The sequence below is a fragment of the Microbacterium sp. B19(2022) genome (genome assembly GCF_012030385.1).
GTDB classification, from domain to species: domain Bacteria; phylum Actinomycetota; class Actinomycetes; order Actinomycetales; family Microbacteriaceae; genus Microbacterium; species Microbacterium oxydans_B.
This window is the reverse complement of the sequence record NZ_JAAUVO010000021.1, coordinates 33811-51214: the sequence shown is the minus strand read 5'-3', so window position 1 is coordinate 51214 and position 17404 is coordinate 33811. Positions and strand designations below refer to the sequence as shown.

Genomic DNA, 17404 nt, shown 5'->3' with positions numbered 1-17404 from the left:
GCGGGGGTTACGGTGTCGTTGTGCCCGCAGACGAACCGATACTCGAACACCCCGCCCCCGAAGCACCGGCCGGAAAGCTGATCCTCCTGCGCCACGGCGAGACCGAATGGTCGCGGACCGGGAGACACACGGGGCTCACCGACATCCCCCTCACCGCGCGGGGAGAGGATCTGGCCCGTCGCGCCGGTGGGCTCGTCGCGGACTACGACTTCTCCCTCGTTCTGACCTCTCCTCTCGTCCGTGCGCAGCGCACCGCGGAACTCGCGGGCCTCCACGCCGAGATCGACCCGCTCCTCGTCGAGTGGGACTACGGCGGGTACGAGGGTCGCACCACGAAGGACATCCGTGCGGAGCTCGGCTACGGCTGGAGCACGTTCACCCACGGAGTGATCCCCGGACGCACCCCCGGCGAGACCGTGGAAGAGGTCGCCGCGCGAGCGTCGCGGGTGCTCACGCGGGTGCTCCCGGCGATGTCCCAGGGGGATGTCGCACTGGTGGCCCACGGCCACTTCCTGCGCATCCTGACGGCGGTATACCTGCGACTCGCTCCGCGCTTCGGCGCCCAGATCAGCTTGGATGCCGGATCGGTGTCGGTGCTCGGCTTCGCGCGCGAGCAGCCCGCCATCCTGTCGTGGAACTACGGCCCGGAGCTGCCTTCGGCACCCGCCGAATCCTGACGCGACGGCATCCGTCGGGGGTATGCGCATGCCGCGCCGAGGAGTAGCGTGCCCGCATGGCGATCTCGACGGAGACGATGCAGTGGCTGCTCGACGGGGACCCCGCGCTGCGCTGGCAGGTGGAGCGCGACCTGCTGCGGGAGCCCGAGCAGGTGTGGCAGGCGACGCGCGCCCGGGTGGCGACCGAGGGCTTCGGCGCCGCGCTCCTCGCCCGGCAGGACGACGACGGCCAGTGGGCCGGCGGCGCATACTTCCCCGCAGGTTTCTTCGGCAGCGCGGAGGCCGAGGAACCGGGGCAGCCGTGGACGGCCACGACCTGGTCGCTGAACACTCTGCGCGAGTGGGGCGTGGATGCCGCCGTGCTCGGCGACACCGCGGAGCGCCTGGCGCAGAACAGCCGGTGGGAGTACGACGACCTGCCCTATTGGGGCGGCGAGGTCGACGTGTGCATCAACTCCTACACGCTGGCGAACGGCGCCTGGCTGGGGGCGGATGTCGCCGCCCTCGCCGCCTGGTTCCCGGCCCACCGCCTGGACGACGGCGGGTGGAACTGCGAGGCCGAGGAGGGCGACTCCGTGCGGTCGTCGTTCCACTCCACACTCAACGCCCTGCGCGGAATGCTCGCCTACGAGAGACTCACCGGCGACACGTCGTTGCGCGAGACGCGGCACTCGGGTGAGGAGTACCTGCTGCGGCGTCGACTGCTGTACCGCGAGTCGACCGGAGAGCAGGTCGGCCCGTTCGTGGGGCGCTTCGTGTATCCGAGTCGCCATCGGTACAGCGCGCTCACGGCCCTGGACTACTTCCGCGAGGCGTCGCTTGTCGAGGGCCGCGCTCCCGACGACCGGATCTCGGATGCCGTCGAGCTGGTCCGCACCGCGCGACGGGCGGACGGCACGTGGACGCAGACCACTCCGCTCGCCGGTCGCACCTGGTTTCCGGTCGACGCCGGGGAGGACCACCCGTCCCGCTGGCTCACGCTGATCGGCACCCGCGTGCTCGACTGGGCCGGACGCGCCTGAGCCGGGGCCGCACCACCGCGGCGCAGCATCCTGATATGCGTTCTTTTGAGTTATTCAAATAACGGGGTACACTCGAGGCATGGAGACAGAACTCGACTCGGCGCTTCGCGTTGCCGGGCTTCGGGCGACCGCGGGCCGCGTCGCCGTTCTCGAGGCTCTCGACTCCATGGCCCATACGGATGCGGAGCGGGTCTACCGTGCCGTGTCCGAAGTGCTGCCGACCACGTCGATCCAGTCGGTGCACAACATCCTCGCGGACCTGACGACGGCGGGCCTCATCCGCCGGATCGAACCGGCGGGTTCCGCGGCGCTCTATGAGCGGCGCATCGACGACAACCACCACCACGTCGTCTGCACCTCCTGCGGTGCGGTCGGCGATGTGGACTGCGTCGTCGGCGAAGCGCCGTGTCTCACCCCGTCCTCGACGGGTGGATTCACCGTCCAGACCGCCGAGGTCACCTTCTGGGGCCTCTGCCCCAGCTGCCAGAACGCCGCGCAATAGCCGACCGACGAACACCCATCCACGGATGGGGGTATTCGTCGCGCCTGCGCGGAGAAGGAGAGAACCATGACGAAACCTGCCGATTCGTACCGTCCGTCCACCACCACGCAGGCCGGAGCCCCGATCGTGAGCGACGAGCATTCGCTGACTGTCGGCCCTGACGGCCCCACGGTCCTGCACGATCACTACCTGGTCGAGAAGATCGCGGCGTTCAACCGCGAGCGTGTGCCGGAGCGCAACCCGCACGCGAAGGGCGGCGGCGCCTTCGGCGAGTTCGTCGTCACGGAAGACGTGTCGGCCTTCACGCGGGCTGGGGTGTTCCAGCCCGGCGCCAAGGTCGAGGCGCTCATCCGCTTCTCGACGGTCGCCGGCGAGCAGGGCTCGCCCGACACCTGGCGCGACGTGCGCGGGTTCTCGCTGCGCCTGTACACGGAAGAGGGCAACCTCGACATCGTCGGCAACAACACCCCGACGTTCTTCCTGCGCGACGCGATCAAGTTCCCGGACTTCATCCACTCCCAGAAGCGCCTCGGCGACTCGGGCCTGCGCGACCCCGACATGCAGTGGGACTTCTGGACGCTCTCTCCCGAGACCGCGCACCAGGTCACCTACCTCATGGGCGACCGCGGCCTTCCCCGCAGCTGGCGGCACATGAACGGCTACGGCTCGCACACCTTCTCGTGGGTGAACGAAGCCGGCGAGCTCTTCTGGATGCGCTACCACTTCGTCTCGAACCAGGGCGTCGAGGCGATGGGCGCCGAGGAGGCGCAGCAGCTCGCCGGATCCGACGCCGACTTCTACCGCCGCGATTTGTTCGACGCGATCGCCCGCGGCGACCACCCCTCCTGGGACCTGTACGTGCAGATCATGCCGTACGGCGAGGCGAAGGACTACCGGTTCAACCCGTTCGACCTCACCAAGACCATCTCGCTCAAGGACTACCCGCGCATCAAGGTCGGCACGCTGACCCTGAACCGCAACCCGGAGAACTTCTTCACGCAGATCGAGCAGGCCGGCTTCTCGCCCAGCAACCTGGTGCCCGGCACCGGGCTCTCGCCGGACAAGATGCTGTTGGGCCGCATCTTCGCGTACCCCGATGCCCAGCGTCACCGCATCGGCCCGAACTACAACCAGCTGCCCGTGAACCAGCCGCACGCGGCCGAGGCGCGCAACTACCAGCACGAAGGTTCGATGCGGTACCAGCACAACGACGCCGCACACCGCACCTACCACCCGAACTCGTTCGGCGCAGCCGGGGGCCCCGAAGCGGATCCGACCGTGGCGCTCGAGGCGAACTGGGAGGCCGACGGCCAGCTCGTGCGCTCGGCGGCCACGCTGCACGCCGAGGACGACGACTTCGGTCAGGCGGGCACGCTCTACCGCGAGGTCTTCGACGGCGAGCAGCGGGCGCGGTTCCTCGAGACCCTCACCGGTCAGGGCCGCTCCATCACCATCGACGACATCCGCGAGCGGTTCTTCCAGTACTGGACGAACGTGGATGCCGAGCTCGGCGCCGCCCTGCGAGATCGGGTCTGATCCGCGTCATCCGCTGAGAACCCGTCTTCGCGCCGAGACCCCCTCCTGCCCACGTCGGCAAGAGGGGGTCTCGGCGTTACGGCGGGGTCTCGGGGTTGGAGGCGGGGTCTCGGCGCGGGGCCGTGGGAGCAGCGCCGCTGACGCAGAACCGGGCCAAGATGGAAGGGTGGCCACCCCCCTCTCCGACCTGACCAGCATGCCCGACCCGCAGCACGTGTACGCCGCCGACGGCACACGCCTGGCGACGTACACCTGGGGCGATCCGGATGCTCCGGTCGTCGTGATCGTGCACGGATTCGCGTCGAGCGCCCGCGACAACTGGGTCCTCACCGGCTGGGTGCGCGAGCTCGACCGTGCCGGCTACCGGGTGCTCGCGCTCGATCAGCGGGGGCACGGGCGCAGCGAGAAGCCGCACGATCCGGAGGGCTACCGCATCCGGACACTCGTCACCGATGTCGAGACCGTGATGGACACGTACCTCGTGGACGATGCGTTCTACGTCGGATACTCGCTCGGCGCCCGCGTGGGCTGGGAAGTGGTGCGCGAGCTGCCCCACCGCATCGGCCGGGCCGTGCTCGGCGGAGTGCCGGACGGCATCCCCCTGGCCCGCCTCGACCTGGACCAGGTGCGGGCGTACATCGCCGACGGCACCCCGGTCGAAGACCCCACGACGCAGAACTACATCGCGCTGACGGAGCGGGTTCCCGGCAACGACCTGCAGGCGCTGGTCGCGCTCGCGGAGGGCATGCGGTCGTCGGGCATGATCGACCCCGATCCATCGGATGCGCCGACCCGCCCGATCCTGTTCGCCACGGGGTCGAAGGATGCGATCATCGAGGGCTCACGGGCGCTGGCGTCCGCGGCGCCCGACGGTCGTTTCTTCGAGATCCCGAATCGGAACCACTTCAACGCTCCGGGCTCGCGGGACTTCAAAGAGGCCGCGCTGGAGTTCCTGAAAGAGGCGTAGCCGCGCGCACGCCCGCCCATTGCGAAGGAGTTCTCACGGAATGAAGGAGCGGATGCAGCATCCGCTCCTTCATGCCTTGAGTTCTCCTTCGTTCCGTGCGAGCGGCGTGAGGAGCTCGGGACCCCGGCCTAGACGGCGGAGCTCTCCGCACGCTTCGGCAGCACCCATCCCGCACGCGGGAAGTGACAGGTGTAGCCGTTGGGGTACTTGATCAGGTAGTCCTGGTGCTCTTCCTCGGCCTCCCAGAACGGGCCCTCGGGCTCGATCGTGGTGACGGCCTTGCCCGGCCACAGGCCCGAGGCGTCGACGTCGGCGATCGTGTCGCGTGCAACCGTCTCCTGCTCGGGAGAGAGCGGGAAGATCGCCGAGCGGTAGCTCGAGCCGATGTCGTTGCCCTGACGGTCCTTGGTGGACGGGTCGTGGATCTGGAAGAAGAACGCCAGGATGTCGCGGTACGTCGTCTTGGTCGGGTCGAACACGATCTCCACGGCCTCGGCGTGGCCGGGGTGGTTGCGGTAGGTCGCGTGTTCGTTCGAGCCGCCGGTGTAGCCGACGCGCGTGCCGATCACGCCGGGCTGGCGGCGGATCAGGTCTTCCATGCCCCAGAAACAGCCGCCGGCGAGGACGGCCGTCTCGGTCCCGGGCGTGCGCGTGATGGTTCCGGTGTCGGTCATGACTGCTCCTCAGAGGTGTCGGTGGTGGGGGTGTTCGGCGTCTTCGCGAAGAGGGGACTGTAGCGACCGTACCCCTCCTCCTCCAGCCTGTCAGCCGGGACGAAGCGGAGGGCCGCCGAGTTCATGCAGTAGCGGAGTCCGCCTTCGTCACGGGGGCCGTCGTCGAAGACGTGACCGAGGTGGCTGTCGGCGTTCGCGGAGCGCGCTTCGGTGCGCTTCATGAACAGCGAGCGGTCGGTGCGCGTGGTGACGGCATCCGCATCGATGGGCTTGGTGAAGCTGGGCCATCCGGTTCCGCTGTCGAACTTGTCGGTCGACGAGAACAGCGGCTCGCCCGAGACGACGTCGACGTAGATGCCGTCGTCGTGGTTGTTCCAGTACGCGTTGCGGAACGGCGGTTCGGTCGCGTCCTGCTGGGTCACCTCGTACTGCAGGTTCGTGAGACCGCTGACGGCCTCGGGGGTCTTGCCGTAGTCGTTCGACATGATCTGACTCCTTAGTCCGACGTCGCTGGCTGCGGCGTCATAGAAGGAGAACCGTGGACGGCGCCGTTTTGGTCCCGCAGGGCTGGGAGCGCGCTGTGAGTTTCTGCGGAGTCGATAGAGTTGCCTCCGCACTGCACACCGCCCGAGGGGAACCACATGTCCGTAGGACTGCTCGCCGTCGTCGACGACATCCTGAGCGCCGCGATGAAGGCCTCGGCCAAGGCGGCCGGTGTCGTGATCGACGATGCCGCGGTCACCCCGCAGTACGTGCAGGGCATCACGCCCGCGCGCGAGCTGCCGGTGGTCGGCAAGATCGCGCTCGGTTCGCTCGCGAACAAGTTCCTCATCATCATCCCGGCGGCGCTGCTGCTCACCGCCTTCGCGCCGTGGGTGCTGCCGTACCTGCTGATCCTGGGTGGCGCGTACCTGTGCTTCGAGGGCGCCGAGAAGGTGCTGGAGTGGTTCGGCGTGCAGCACGGCCATGCCGACGAGGGCGACCGCGACGAGAAGAAGCTGGTCCTGGGCGCGGTGCGCACCGACCTGATCCTCTCGACCGAGATCATGCTCATCTCGCTGGCGAGCCTCGAGAAGGGGCTCGACATCTGGGCGACGCTCGCCATCCTCGCCGTGATCGCGCTCCTGATGACGGGCGTCGTCTACGGCGCGGTCGCCCTGCTCGTGAAGATCGACGACATCGGGCTGAAGATGGCGAAGAACCCGGTGCGACGCGTACGGCACACCGGCACCAGGATCGTGCGTTCCATGCCCGCGGTGTTCCGCTTCATCAGCATCCTGGGCACGGTCGCGATGCTCTGGGTCGGTGGACACCTGGTGCTGGTGAACCTGGGCGAGGTCGGCTGGCACTTCCCGGTCGACGTGCTGCACGGCGTGGAGCACGCACTCCACAACCTCGGCCCGGTCGTCGTCTGGATCGTCGACACCATCATCTCCGCGATCGCCGGTCTCATCCTCGGGCTGCTCATCGTCGGGATCGTGCTGGGCATCGCGAAGCTGTTCGGCAAGACGCCGAACTTCCACGAGGGCGAGGAATCCCCCGCCGACGTGCACGTCTGAGTCGGGAAGAGAGCCACCCGCCGATGACAGACGTCCGAATCAGGGATGCGGAGACCGCAGACCTCGAGACGATCACCGCGATCCACAACCACGCGGTGCTGCACACCACCGCGATCTGGAACGAGGATGCGGTCGACCTCGCCGACCGCATCGCCTGGCTCGCCGATCGCACCTCCCGCGGCTACCCGGTGATCGTCGCGGTCGACGACTCCGGCGTGCTCGGCTATGCGTCGTACGCGCAGTGGCGTCCGCACAGCGGCTACCGGCACACGGTCGAGCACTCCGTGTACGTCGTCGGCGGTCAGCACGGCCGCGGCATCGGCACCGCGCTGATGGTCGCACTGGTCGAGCGCGCCCGCGCCGCAGGGATGCACGTCATGATCGGCGGAATCGAGAGCGGGAACACCGCGTCCATCGCCCTGCACGAGCGCCTCGGCTTCACCGAGGTCGGACGGATGCCGCAGGTCGGGGCCAAGTTCGGGCGCTGGCTCGACCTGAGCATGCTCCAGCTCGTGCTCGACGACCGCGCCGAACCCGGCGCAGCATCCTGACCATGGACCTGCTGCAGTGGTTCGTCGACGGGTTCAACTCGAGCTGGACGCTGCCCGGCGGGCAGACCCTCCTCGTCCGTGAGGTCGTCGGCAACGCGTTCGGCCTGGCGAGCGCGCTCGGCGGCATGCGCCGGAAGATCTGGGCGTGGCCGGTCGGCATCATCGGCAACCTGCTGCTGCTCACCGTCTTCCTCGGATCCGCCCTCAGCCCCGATCCCTCGCTGCCGCATCTGCTCGGTCAGGCCGGCCGGCAGATCATGTTCATCGCCGTCGCGATCTACGGATGGATTCGTTGGCGCAACGCCGAGGGTGGACAGATCGTGCCGAAGTGGGCGCCGACCGGGGCCCGCATCGGCCTGGTGATCGTGATGGTCGTCGGCACCGTCGCGCTGACCCCGCTGTTCCGCGCGCTGGGCTCATGGGAGCCGGTGTGGGCCGACGCCTGGACCTTCGTCGGATCCCTGCTCGCCACCTACGGCATGGCCAAGGGGTGGACCGAGTTCTGGCTGATCTGGATCGCGGTCGACGTGGTCGGCGTGCCCCTGCTGTTCAGCTCCGGGTACTACGCGACCGGCTTCATGTACGTCTTCTACGGCATCTTCACCGCGGTCGGATTCGTCATCTGGTGGCGGGCGCAACGCAGCGCCGCGCATCCGGTCGTGATCCTGCCGCCCGACCCGAACCCGCGACGACCGGAAGACGACGAACTCGCCTGAGCCCGCCGCTGCCGGATCCGCCGTCGACCGCGCTCAGTGCCGCACGCGCTCAGTGCCGGACGCGCGCGAGGAAATCCGCGGTCGCGGCCTGCTGCGGCGCATCGAACACCTGCGACGGCGGCCCCTGCTCGACGACCACGCCGTGCTCGAGGAACACGATGCGGTCGGCGACCTCGCGGGCGAACGACATCTCGTGCGTCGCCATCACGATGGTCGCACCCTGCTGCTTGAGCTGGCGCACCAGGTCGAGCACCTCGCCGACCAGCTGCGGGTCGAGCGCGCTGGTGATCTCGTCGAGCAGCAGCACCTCGGGCTGCGTGAGGATCGCGCGCACGATCGCCACGCGCTGCTGCTGCCCGCCGGAGAGCCGGTCGGGGTACTCGTCGGCCTTGGCGCCGAGCCCGAGCGTCTCGAGCAGCTCGCGCGCCTTGGCCCGCGCCTCGGTCTTGCGCATGCCGTGCACGCGGACGGCCGCGAGCGTGATGTTGTCGAGCACGGTCAGGTGCGGGAACAGGTTGAAGTGCTGGAACACGACGCCGATCCGGGCGCGCACGGCGTCGGCATCCACCCGCGGATCGGTGATGTCCTCACCCGAGAGGAAGATCTGTCCGTCGTCGATGCCCTCGATGAGGTTCATCGTCTTGAGCAGCGTCGACTTGCCCGAGCCGGAGGCGCCGATCAGCACGACCACCTCGTGCGTGCCGACGGCGAGGTCGATGCCGCGGAGCACGTCGTGGTCGCCGAAGCGCTTGCGCACTCCCCTGGCCTCGATCACCGGGACGCTCATACGACTCCTCCGGCCTGCTCGCGCTTGTTCATCCGTGCCGTGACGACGTCGGTCAGGCGGATCATCGGCCAGCTGAGGATGATGAACATGAGCCCGGCGACGATGTAGGGCGTGTAGTTGTAGGTGTCGGCGACCATCAGCTGGGCGGCGCGGACGGCATCGACCACGCCGAGCACCGAGATCAGGCCGACATCCTTCTGCATCGACACGAAGTCGTTCATGAGCGCGGGCACGACCTTGCGCACACCCTGCGGGATCACGACGATCCGGAGTGTCTGGCCGTGGGTCAGTCCGAGCGATCGCGCGGCGATGCGCTGCGACGGGTGCACGGCCTCCATGCCGGCGCGGAGCACCTCCGCCACGTAAGCGGAGTAGGTGAGGACGAGCGCGATCGTGCCCCAGAACATCGCGGGCATGCGCGGGAAGATCATCAGCGCCGGGATGCCGAAGCCGATCAGGTACAGCACGATCAGCAGGGGGATGCCGCGGAAGAAGTCGGTGTAGGCCGCCGCGAGCGCGCGCAGCGGGAAGAACACCGGACCGCGCAGCGAGCGCATGGTGGCCAGGGTCGTGCCGAAGATCGCGACGCAGACCGCGGCGATCACCAGTACCAGGAGGTTGACGAGCAGCCCCTGGAAGATCGGGCCGATGCTGTCGAGCGCGACCTGCGGGTCGAAGAAGGTCTGGCTGACAACCGCCCAGCCGGGGGTGTTGACGACGACGATGACCAGCACCGCCGCGACGACGAGACTGCTGATCAGTGCGATCAGGACGGACCGGGTGGTCGCCCGTCGCCGCAGGACGCGGCGCGACAGCTCGAGCTCGCTCGGCTGCCACGCCGTGTCGACGGGCTGTGAGGTCATTTGAAGACGGGGACGTCGACCGCGTCGCTGAGCCACTTCTGCTGCAGCTCGTCGAGCGTTCCGTCGTCACGCAGGGCGTCGACCGCGTCAGTCACGGCCGGCGTGAGCGCCGAGCCCTTGGGCAGCACGATGCCGAAATCGTCGCCACCGTCGGCCCCGGCGAACTGTCCGGTCACGACGCCGTCGTCGAGCTGTGCGCCGACGACGTAGAACGCACCGGGGAGGTCGGTGATCATGGCGTCGATCTGGCCACCCTTGAGGGCGAGCACGACGTCGTCGACCGAGTTGAAGACGCTGAGGTTCGCCTCGCCCAGCTCGGCCTTGGCGACCGTGTAGCTGGTGGTGCCGCTGGCGACGCCGACCTTGGTGGCCTTGAGCTCGTCGATGGTCGTCGCGGATGCCGCGGGCGAGTCGCCGACCGCGACCACGGCCTGCGTGGTCGTGTAGTACGGCGACGAGAAATCGACGGCCTTCTTGCGGTCATCCGTGATGGAGAACTGCTGCAGGTTGATGTCCCAGTCCTTCGGGCCCGGCGCGATGGCGCCGTCGAAGGTCGTGCGCACCCAGACGATGTCGTCGGCCTTGTAGCCGAGCTGCTCGGCGACCGCGTTCGCGACCGCACCCTCGAAGCCCTCGCCGTTGGAGGGGTCGTCGTCGACGAACCACGGCTCGTAGTTGGGCTCGCCGGTCGCGATCGTGAGCTTGCCCTCGGTCACGGTCTGCAGGCCCGAATCATCACCGCTGCCGGATCCGGTCTCGGCAGCGGGGGCGCTGCAGGCGGCGAGGGTGATGGCGAGGGCGACCGCAGCGGCAGCAGCTGCCGCGCGGCGGAGGGAGGGAGCGAAGGGCACGATGACTCCAGTGCGAGAAGGGTGTGGTGGAGACGGCGAGGCAGGCGGGTCTGCTTCTGCAGAGACGGTCTGCCTCTACAGAGTAGGCGATTCGGCGAGACGCCAATCGGCGAAATCGAAACCTGGAGACACGAAGCACGAGACCAGTGCCTCGTCGGCATCGAGCGGGCGGGCGGCCTGCCAGATACCGGCGGGAACCAGCACCTGGGCGGCATCGTCGGGGCCGAGTACGACCGTGGTCGCCGCGCCCGGTTCCGCACCGTCGCCGCCGAGGCTGAGTTCGAGTCGCCCCGGACCGTGCCAGAGCCACAGTTCGTCACTGGTCACGACGTGCCATTCGCTGCGCTCGGTGGGCAGCAGCAGGTAGTGGATGCAGGTGGCGGCCGGGCGCGGGCCGTTCGGCGTCTCCACGGGCAGCGGGCTCGTCCACGTACGGCGGAACCAGCCGCCCTCGGGGTGGGCGGCGAGGTCGAGGCGCTCGGCGGTGGCGGGGCGCTGTGTCATGCGGAACCTCCGGATGCGGGTTCGACGGGTCGGGATTCGGCGGGTACGGATTCGACAGCGGCGCGCCCGAAGGACTCGACTGCGAAGCGCACCTCACCGGAGACGACCGTCGCTGCGGCGCGGCCGGCTCCGTGCTCGACGAGTTCGGCGACGGCATCCGGGCCGGCCGGGATATCGAAGAAGGTGAGGTCCGCGAGTGCGCCGACGGCGAGGTATCCGGTGCGTTCGGGGCCGACGTCGATCCCCATGGCGTGCGCGCCGCCGAGGGTCGCGGCACCGAGCAGTCGCGCGTGCAGGTCGCGGTCGGTGTAGCCCTGCGACCGGGCGATGCGGGCGAGCTCCGCCACATCGGCGAGCACGTCGAGCGAGGGGCTGGACGACAGGGAGTCGGTGCCGACGGCGATCGGGCTACCTTCGCGCAAGTACGCGGCGATGGGCGGCTCCTCGAGTCCGATGACAGCGTTCGAGCGCGCGCACAGTGCCACGGTCGTGCGGCGCTCGCGCAGGATGGCACGGTCTCGGGCGCTCATGTACACGCCGTGCGCGATGTGGCAGTCGGGCCCGAGCACGCCGAGCTGGTCGACGAACTCGGTGGCGCTGGTGCCGAATCCGGCCTTGCGCAGCTCTTGGAAGCTGGCGAGACCGGCCGTGTGCCAGGCCTGCGGATGCTCGTGCGCGAACTCGCTCTCGAACGCGGCCTCGCCGAGGTGGATATGGATGCGTCCGCCGCGCTCGCGCACGATGTCGGGGATCTCCAGCAGCGGCTCGATGTCGAGCGAGTAGGGGGCGTGCGGCGAGAGGCCGGTTCCGGGCGGGGTGGGCAATGCGTCGAGGGCCTGCTCGACCTGCGCACGTCCGGTGCGCGCCCAGTCGTCGTTGGTCCAGCTCATCACCTCCCAGTAGGTGATGCCGTGCAGTCGGGCGTCGTGCAGGGCGGTCGCCGCCGCGCGGTCGGTCACGACGTCGGCCACCGCTGTCGTGCCCGAGCGCAGCGCCTGTGCCGCGCCGTCGGCGGCATCCGCGGCCCAGTCGCGCCCGCCCTCGTAGACCGGGTCGAACGCCCGCACCCAGTCGTCGAACCCGTCGTACTGTCCGCGGCCGACCGAGGCCATGCCGGTGTACTGCAGGTGGGTGTGCGCGTTCACGAGACCCGGGGTCAGCACGCCGGGCCAGTGCACCTCGTCGGCCTCGATCCCGCGCTCGGACAGCGACCGCAGCACCCACTCGCGCTCGCCCACGTGCATGATGCGGCCGTCGCGCACGGCGACCGCGCCGTCGACGATCGGTGGCGCGGTGATCGGCACCACGAGCCCGGCGGAGTAGACGGTGACGACGGTCATGCGGATGCTCCCCGGAATCGCGGCGAGCGCCACTCGCGCAGTGCATCGACCTGCGCGGGGCTGCGCTCGTCGATGCGCTCTCCGCGGACGGCGAGTGCGGCCGTGCCGATCGTGGTGTCGGCCTCGGGCGGGAGCGGATGCACTCCGGCGGGCAGGTCGTGCGTGAGCAGATGCTCGACGGCGAAGAGCTGCACCGCGAACGACAAGTCCATGATCTCGATCGGGTTGCCCTCGCCGGCCGACAGGTTCACGCAGCCGCCGCGGGCGATCACGAGGGCCCCGTCTCCGGTGCGTTCGACGAACGGAGGGGCTTCGCCGTTCTCGCCTGCATACGGTCGCAGCGTCGAGGGATCGAGGTCGATCTCGTGCGGAACGCCGCCCGCGACCGCGACGACCGCCGCCGTGCGCAGGACTTCGACGTCGACCGTGTGCGGAGCGCCCGTGGCCGAGACGACGAGTGTGCCCGGTGCGAGGTCATGCAGCCGACCGATGCGGTGGCCGTCGTGGGCGGCCCGCAGTGCGCGGACGGAGTCGGTCTCGGTGACCGCGACCTGCACGCCGAGTGCCCGCAGGTGCGCGGCGACGCCCTCGCCGACGGGGCCGTATCCGACCACGACCGCGGGCTGGTCGCGGATGTCGATGCCCGCGGCATCCAGCGCATCGGCGATCGCGAACACGCACGACTGGCCGGTGCCGTAGCGGTTGTCGAAGGAGGTCTTGGTGAGGGCGTCGTTCACGGCGATGACGGGGATCTCGAGCACGCCTTCGCGCTCCATCAGCCGCAGCGGGGTGAGTCCACTCGTCGTCTCCTCCGCCGCGCCCTTCATTTCTCCGGCTAGGCCCTCCTCATGCGCGAGGCGGATCAGATGCGAGCCGTCATCGAGCAGCAGGTCGAATCCGCGGCGCAGGAACGCCACGGCGGCGGCGCGTTCGGCCACACCTGAGAGGGTCGGGTCGCCGTCGACGGGGATGCCCCGGGCGCGCAGCACCGCCGCGACCTCGACGTCGATCTCATCGGGGTGCGCGTAGACGGAGACCGTGGCTCCGGCATCCCGCAGCAGCAGGGCGAGTTGGGCGGTCTTGGGTTCGAGCACCATCGCGATGCCGATCCGGACCCCGCGCACCGTCCCCTTCTCGCCGAGGCGCCGGGCGAGGTCGGAAGAGACGGGCATGTGACGTCCGGCCGCATCGACGCGGTCTTCGGCCGTCTTCCGCACCGGCAGCGGGTGTCCGTCGAGCAGGATCTCGGGCGTCTCCCCCGTCACGAACGTCACGCCGTCGTCGCCGAGGTGTGCACCGAGCGCCGGCAGTAGGTGACGCAGTGCATCGGCCACGGCATCCGTCCCGATGACCGAGAAGTCCCGACCCGACACGAGCAGGTTGGTCTCGCGGGCGAAGCGGCGCACCAGACGCTGGGCGGTCACGGTCTCGTCGGTCACCTGTCAAGGGTAGAGCCCGTGGGGGCGGGTGAATGCCAGCAGATGACGCCACGCGATCCGCCCGAATGTGAGACTTGAGGGATGACGGCCGTGGGATCAGTGGACACTCGCCTTGTCGTGTTCCGCGGCGACTCCGGTTCGGGCAAGACGACGACGGCGACATCGCTGCGTCCGCTGCTCCGCGCCAAGACCGCGGTCATCCATCAGGACCATTTCCGGCGCACGCTTCTGGCAGGCGGCGAGAAGGCGTCTCGATCGGCCGACGCCGCCGCACTCATCGACACCGTCGCCCGCCAATCGCTGGACCTGGGGTACGACGTCATCCTCGACGGGGTCTTCAACCTCCGGGATTATGCCGGGCGGTTGGAACAGCTGTGGCGGGACCATCGAGGCGTCACTCGCATCTACCAGTTCGACGTCGGGTTCGAGGAGACCGTCCGACGCCACGAGACACGAGAGCTGCGCCACGCCTTTACTCCGGAACAGATGCGCGCGTGGTACGACGGCTGGCAGCCGCTCGAGTTCGTGAAGGAAGGCCGCATCGGGCCGGCGGAGACGCTCCCTGAGATCCTCGCCCGCATCGTCGCGGACTTGCGCGAGGGCAGCTCCTCCCCAATCGCCGATTCTCGGAGGCCGAAGGATCGATTCGCGGATTCGTAGATGCCACCGCCTGGCCGCGGCATCATGTACATCTCGGACTTCAAGATGTACAATTTGCCCATGTCCACGATCAGCGTCGCCGACGCGCGCAACAACCTCTCGACGGTCATCGCCCGCTCCCAGGAGGAGGCCGTGTTCATCGAGCGACGCGGTCAGCGTGCCGCAGTCGTGGTCAGCCCGGAGCAGTACGAGCGGATGATCGAGGCACTCGAAGATGCCGAAGACGTGGCCGCGTTCGACGAGGCGATGGCCGAAGAAGGCCCGGACATCCCCTGGGATCAGGTGAAGGCCGACCTGGGCTGGACGTGAGTTATCGGATCGAACTGCGCCCCGCTGCGGTTCGAGCACTGAAGAAGGTCGACCATCAGGATCGCGACCGGATCCGCGGGGCCATCGCGCTCCTCGGCGAGAACCCCCGCCCGCCGGGAGCGAAGGCGCTGCAGGGACGCAACGGACTGCGCGTCCGCGTCGGGAACTACCGCATCATCTACACGATCGACGACGACGTGCTCATCGTCGCGGTCGTCACGCTGGGTCATCGGCGGGACGTCTACGAGCGCTGACCACCCTGCCCGGCACACCCCCCGGAATGTGTCCGCGCATTTCGGGGGCCCTGGACCACCCCGCGCCGTTCGCCTTTCATGGGGGCATGACCCGTCAGATCCGCTTCAACGCCTTCGACATGAACTGCGTCGCCCACCAGTCGTCCGGCCTGTGGCGGCACCCCGACGACCGGTCGCGGCAGTACAACACGATCTCGTACTGGACGGATCTGGCGAAGCTGCTGGAGAGCGCGACCTTCGATGGCGTCTTCATCGCCGACGTGCTCGGCACCTACGACGTCTACGGCGGCACGAACGAGGCCGCGATCCGCAACGGCGCCCAGGTGCCCGTGAACGACCCGATCCTGCTGGTGAGCGCGATGGCCGCGGTCACCGAGAACCTCGGATTCGGCATCACAGCCGGCACCGCGTTCGAGCACCCTTACCCGTTCGCGCGACGTCTGAGCACGCTCGACCACCTGACGCAGGGTCGGATCGGCTGGAACGTCGTGACCGGATACCTGCCCAGCGCCGCCCGCAATATGGGCCAGGAGGATCAGCTCGCGCACGACGACCGTTACGACCACGCGGACGAGTACGTCGAGGTGCTCTACAAGCTCTGGGAGGGCTCGTGGGAGGACGACGCCGTGGTCGAGGACCGCGAGCGGGGCATCTTCACCGACCCGTCCAAGGTGCACCCGATCGGGCATGAGGGAAAGCACTTCAGCGTTCCCGGCATCCACATCTCCGAGCCGTCGCCGCAGCGCACACCGGTGATCTACCAGGCCGGAGCGAGCCCGCGCGGAGTGAAGTTCGCGGCCGAGAACGCCGAGGCCATCTTCGTCGCCGCCCCTTCGAAGGAGGTGCTCGCCGGCACCGTGAAGCGCATCCGCGATGCCCTGGAAGCCGCCGGCCGCGACCGCTACGACGCGCGCGTCTACACACTGCTCACGGTGATCACCGCCGCGACGAGCGAGGAGGCGACCGCGAAGCACGCCGAGTACCTCTCGTATGCGAGCCCCGAGGGCGCGCTCACCTTCATGTCGGGCTGGATGGGCGTCGACCTCTCGCAGTACGCCGAGGACGAGCCGGTCGGGAACGTCGAGTCGAACGCGATCCAGTCGGTGCTGCAGCACCTCAAAGAAGAGGCCGACCTCGGCCGCGAATGGACCGTCGGCGACTTCGGACGCCACAACGCCATCGGCGGCCTCGGCCCCACGGTCGTCGGGTCGGGTGTCGAGATCGCCGACGAGCTGCAGTCCTGGGTCGAAGAGACCGACATCGACGGCTTCAACCTCGCCTACGCGGTCACGCCCGGCACCTGGCAGGACGTGATCGAGCACGTGATCCCGGTCCTGCGCGAGCGCGGCGTCTACCCGAACGAGTACACGCCGGGCACGCTCCGCAACAAGTTGCAGGGCAAGGGAGACCGTGTGCAGGACACGCACCGCGCCGCGAAGTACCGCGTCGGGGCGTTCGCGCCGAGCGCCTGAGAGCAGTACTCCGGAATAGAACAAGCAGTATTTGTACTCGCAGTACAAGCGTCATTAGCATAGAATGATGACCAAGCCGCAGAGGTACCGGGATGTCTCGCGATTCCTCCGCGGGCAAGGCTGGCAGAACACCCGCACACGCGGCAGCCACCACATCTGGCAGTCCGGAGACCGAACGCAGACGCTGTCCATCCCGGTCCACGGTGACACAGTAAAAGCCGGAATCGTCCGCCAGGTGCAGACCGCGTTCCCGAACACTCCGAGCGCATGGAATTGAAGGGCAGAGACATGACGACCAGACTCAGTGCCCGCGCCTCCCGCGATGACGACGGATCGTGGACGATCGAGATTCCGGAGCTCACCTCCGAGACGCCCAGCGGCGCAACGATCGTGGCGACGGGCAGCGCGCTCACTTTCCGCGGAATCAAGAAAGCCGCCTCCGACCTCGCGTCCGTCTGGCTTGATGTCGAGCCCACTGATGTCGAGGTCGACGTCGTCATCGATGCGCCCAGCCGAGTTATGCAGTTGCTCGCGGAGAGCAATGACGCGACGGCCGCCGGAGAGGCGGCGATAGAACGAGCGGACAGGCTCCGGCGCGAAGCAGCTCGTGCGCTCCGCGCCGATGGCTACCCTCTCGAAGCAGCCGGCGCTATCCTCGGCGTCACGTACCAGCGGGTGCAGCAGCTCGCCAGCTAGTACGCGCACGTTGCTGAGGCGCCCC

The 17404-nt window shown here is 68.8% G+C and carries 22 protein-coding genes; 14 read left to right on the top strand and 8 right to left on the bottom strand.

Annotated features, from left to right (window positions below; all coding sequences use genetic code 11):
• Positions 1 to 20: 20 nt before the first annotated feature.
• The 5 genes from HCX50_RS16830 to HCX50_RS16810 all read left to right on the top strand — a co-directional run bounded on the left by HCX50_RS16830 (position 21) and on the right by HCX50_RS16810 (position 4704).
• Positions 21 to 677 (top strand): histidine phosphatase family protein, encoded by a 657-nt coding sequence (locus HCX50_RS16830; RefSeq protein WP_337750010.1) that lies wholly within the window; start codon positions 21 to 23, stop codon positions 675 to 677.
• A gap of 56 nt (positions 678 to 733) precedes the next feature.
• Positions 734 to 1699, top strand: a complete 966-nt coding sequence (locus HCX50_RS16825; RefSeq protein WP_167635121.1) for a squalene cyclase — start codon at positions 734 to 736, stop codon at positions 1697 to 1699.
• Positions 1700 to 1778: 79 nt separating this feature from the next.
• Positions 1779 to 2201, top strand: a complete 423-nt coding sequence (locus tag HCX50_RS16820) for a Fur family transcriptional regulator (RefSeq protein ID WP_029264333.1) — start codon at positions 1779 to 1781, stop codon at positions 2199 to 2201.
• A 66-nt stretch (positions 2202 to 2267) separates the two neighbouring features.
• Positions 2268 to 3737: a catalase gene (locus tag HCX50_RS16815; protein WP_167635120.1), complete on the top strand. Its 1470-nt coding sequence runs from the start codon at positions 2268 to 2270 to the stop codon at positions 3735 to 3737.
• 166 nt (positions 3738 to 3903) lie between these two features.
• Complete coding sequence (locus HCX50_RS16810; protein WP_167635119.1) at positions 3904 to 4704, top strand: alpha/beta fold hydrolase; 801 nt, start codon at positions 3904 to 3906, stop codon at positions 4702 to 4704.
• A gap of 128 nt (positions 4705 to 4832) precedes the next feature.
• On the opposite strand, the gene msrA is transcribed toward HCX50_RS16810, so the two are convergent.
• Together msrA and msrB are read right to left on the bottom strand one after the other, a co-directional pair.
• Positions 4833 to 5378, bottom strand: a complete 546-nt coding sequence (gene msrA, locus HCX50_RS16805; protein WP_167635118.1) for a peptide-methionine (S)-S-oxide reductase MsrA — start codon at positions 5376 to 5378, stop codon at positions 4833 to 4835.
• Positions 5375 to 5863 carry a peptide-methionine (R)-S-oxide reductase MsrB gene (gene msrB / locus HCX50_RS16800; RefSeq protein ID WP_091030668.1) on the bottom strand — a complete coding sequence of 163 codons (489 nt, stop codon included), beginning with the start codon at positions 5861 to 5863 and terminating at the stop codon, positions 5375 to 5377. The genes msrA and msrB overlap by 4 nt, the downstream gene beginning before the upstream one ends.
• Before the next feature lie 156 nt (positions 5864 to 6019).
• On the opposite strand from msrB, the gene HCX50_RS16795 reads away from it, so the two are divergent.
• Genes HCX50_RS16795 through pnuC form a run of 3 tightly spaced genes read left to right on the top strand, consistent with a single transcriptional unit; the run spans position 6020 to position 8204 of the window.
• A complete protein-coding gene (locus HCX50_RS16795; protein WP_167635117.1) occupies positions 6020 to 6937 on the top strand; it encodes a DUF808 domain-containing protein in 918 nt (305 codons plus the stop codon).
• Between the two features lie 23 nt (positions 6938 to 6960).
• Positions 6961 to 7488 carry a GNAT family N-acetyltransferase gene (locus tag HCX50_RS16790; RefSeq protein ID WP_091030662.1) on the top strand — a complete coding sequence of 176 codons (528 nt, stop codon included), beginning with the start codon at positions 6961 to 6963 and terminating at the stop codon, positions 7486 to 7488.
• Positions 7489 to 7490: 2 nt separating this feature from the next.
• Entirely contained in the window at positions 7491 to 8204 is a 714-nt protein-coding gene (gene pnuC, locus HCX50_RS16785) for a nicotinamide riboside transporter PnuC (protein ID WP_167635116.1), read from the top strand.
• A gap of 49 nt (positions 8205 to 8253) precedes the next feature.
• On the opposite strand, the gene HCX50_RS16780 is transcribed toward pnuC, so the two are convergent.
• The 6 genes from HCX50_RS16780 to HCX50_RS16755 form a co-directional block, all read right to left on the bottom strand.
• Positions 8254 to 8991 carry an amino acid ABC transporter ATP-binding protein gene (locus HCX50_RS16780; RefSeq protein ID WP_167635115.1) on the bottom strand — a complete coding sequence of 246 codons (738 nt, stop codon included), beginning with the start codon at positions 8989 to 8991 and terminating at the stop codon, positions 8254 to 8256.
• Positions 8988 to 9854, bottom strand: coding sequence for an amino acid ABC transporter permease (locus tag HCX50_RS16775; RefSeq protein ID WP_091030652.1), 867 nt, complete (start codon positions 9852 to 9854; stop codon positions 8988 to 8990). Before HCX50_RS16775 ends, HCX50_RS16780 begins: the two co-directional genes overlap by 4 nt.
• A complete protein-coding gene (locus HCX50_RS16770) occupies positions 9851 to 10705 on the bottom strand; it encodes a transporter substrate-binding domain-containing protein (RefSeq protein WP_167635114.1) in 855 nt (284 codons plus the stop codon). Before HCX50_RS16770 ends, HCX50_RS16775 begins: the two co-directional genes overlap by 4 nt.
• Positions 10706 to 10780: 75 nt before the next feature.
• Positions 10781 to 11209: a cupin domain-containing protein gene (locus tag HCX50_RS16765; protein WP_167635113.1), complete on the bottom strand. Its 429-nt coding sequence runs from the start codon at positions 11207 to 11209 to the stop codon at positions 10781 to 10783.
• Positions 11206 to 12549, bottom strand: coding sequence for an amidohydrolase family protein (locus HCX50_RS16760; RefSeq protein ID WP_167635112.1), 1344 nt, complete (start codon positions 12547 to 12549; stop codon positions 11206 to 11208). The genes HCX50_RS16765 and HCX50_RS16760 overlap by 4 nt, the downstream gene beginning before the upstream one ends.
• Positions 12546 to 13988, bottom strand: coding sequence for an adenosylhomocysteinase (locus tag HCX50_RS16755; RefSeq protein ID WP_167635111.1), 1443 nt, complete (start codon positions 13986 to 13988; stop codon positions 12546 to 12548). The genes HCX50_RS16760 and HCX50_RS16755 overlap by 4 nt, the downstream gene beginning before the upstream one ends.
• Positions 13989 to 14087: 99 nt before the next feature.
• Between HCX50_RS16755 and HCX50_RS16750 the strand changes: the two genes are divergently transcribed.
• The 6 genes from HCX50_RS16750 to HCX50_RS16725 all read left to right on the top strand — a co-directional run bounded on the left by HCX50_RS16750 (position 14088) and on the right by HCX50_RS16725 (position 17379).
• Positions 14088 to 14648, top strand: a complete 561-nt coding sequence (locus HCX50_RS16750; protein ID WP_337750002.1) for an AAA family ATPase — start codon at positions 14088 to 14090, stop codon at positions 14646 to 14648.
• 60 nt (positions 14649 to 14708) lie between these two features.
• Positions 14709 to 14957, top strand: a complete 249-nt coding sequence (locus tag HCX50_RS16745) for a type II toxin-antitoxin system Phd/YefM family antitoxin (RefSeq protein WP_029264316.1) — start codon at positions 14709 to 14711, stop codon at positions 14955 to 14957.
• Positions 14954 to 15211 carry a type II toxin-antitoxin system RelE/ParE family toxin gene (locus HCX50_RS16740; RefSeq protein ID WP_167635109.1) on the top strand — a complete coding sequence of 86 codons (258 nt, stop codon included), beginning with the start codon at positions 14954 to 14956 and terminating at the stop codon, positions 15209 to 15211. The genes HCX50_RS16745 and HCX50_RS16740 overlap by 4 nt, the downstream gene beginning before the upstream one ends.
• An 86-nt stretch (positions 15212 to 15297) precedes the next feature.
• Positions 15298 to 16683, top strand: a complete 1386-nt coding sequence (locus HCX50_RS16735) for an LLM class flavin-dependent oxidoreductase (RefSeq protein WP_205829328.1) — start codon at positions 15298 to 15300, stop codon at positions 16681 to 16683.
• Positions 16684 to 16750: 67 nt separating this feature from the next.
• On the top strand, positions 16751 to 16960 hold the full coding sequence (locus HCX50_RS16730) for a type II toxin-antitoxin system HicA family toxin (protein ID WP_167381543.1): 210 nt from the start codon (positions 16751 to 16753) through the stop codon (positions 16958 to 16960).
• Between the two features lie 11 nt (positions 16961 to 16971).
• Complete coding sequence (locus tag HCX50_RS16725) at positions 16972 to 17379, top strand: hypothetical protein (RefSeq protein WP_105712105.1); 408 nt, start codon at positions 16972 to 16974, stop codon at positions 17377 to 17379.
• The last annotated feature ends 25 nt before the right edge of the window (positions 17380 to 17404 follow it).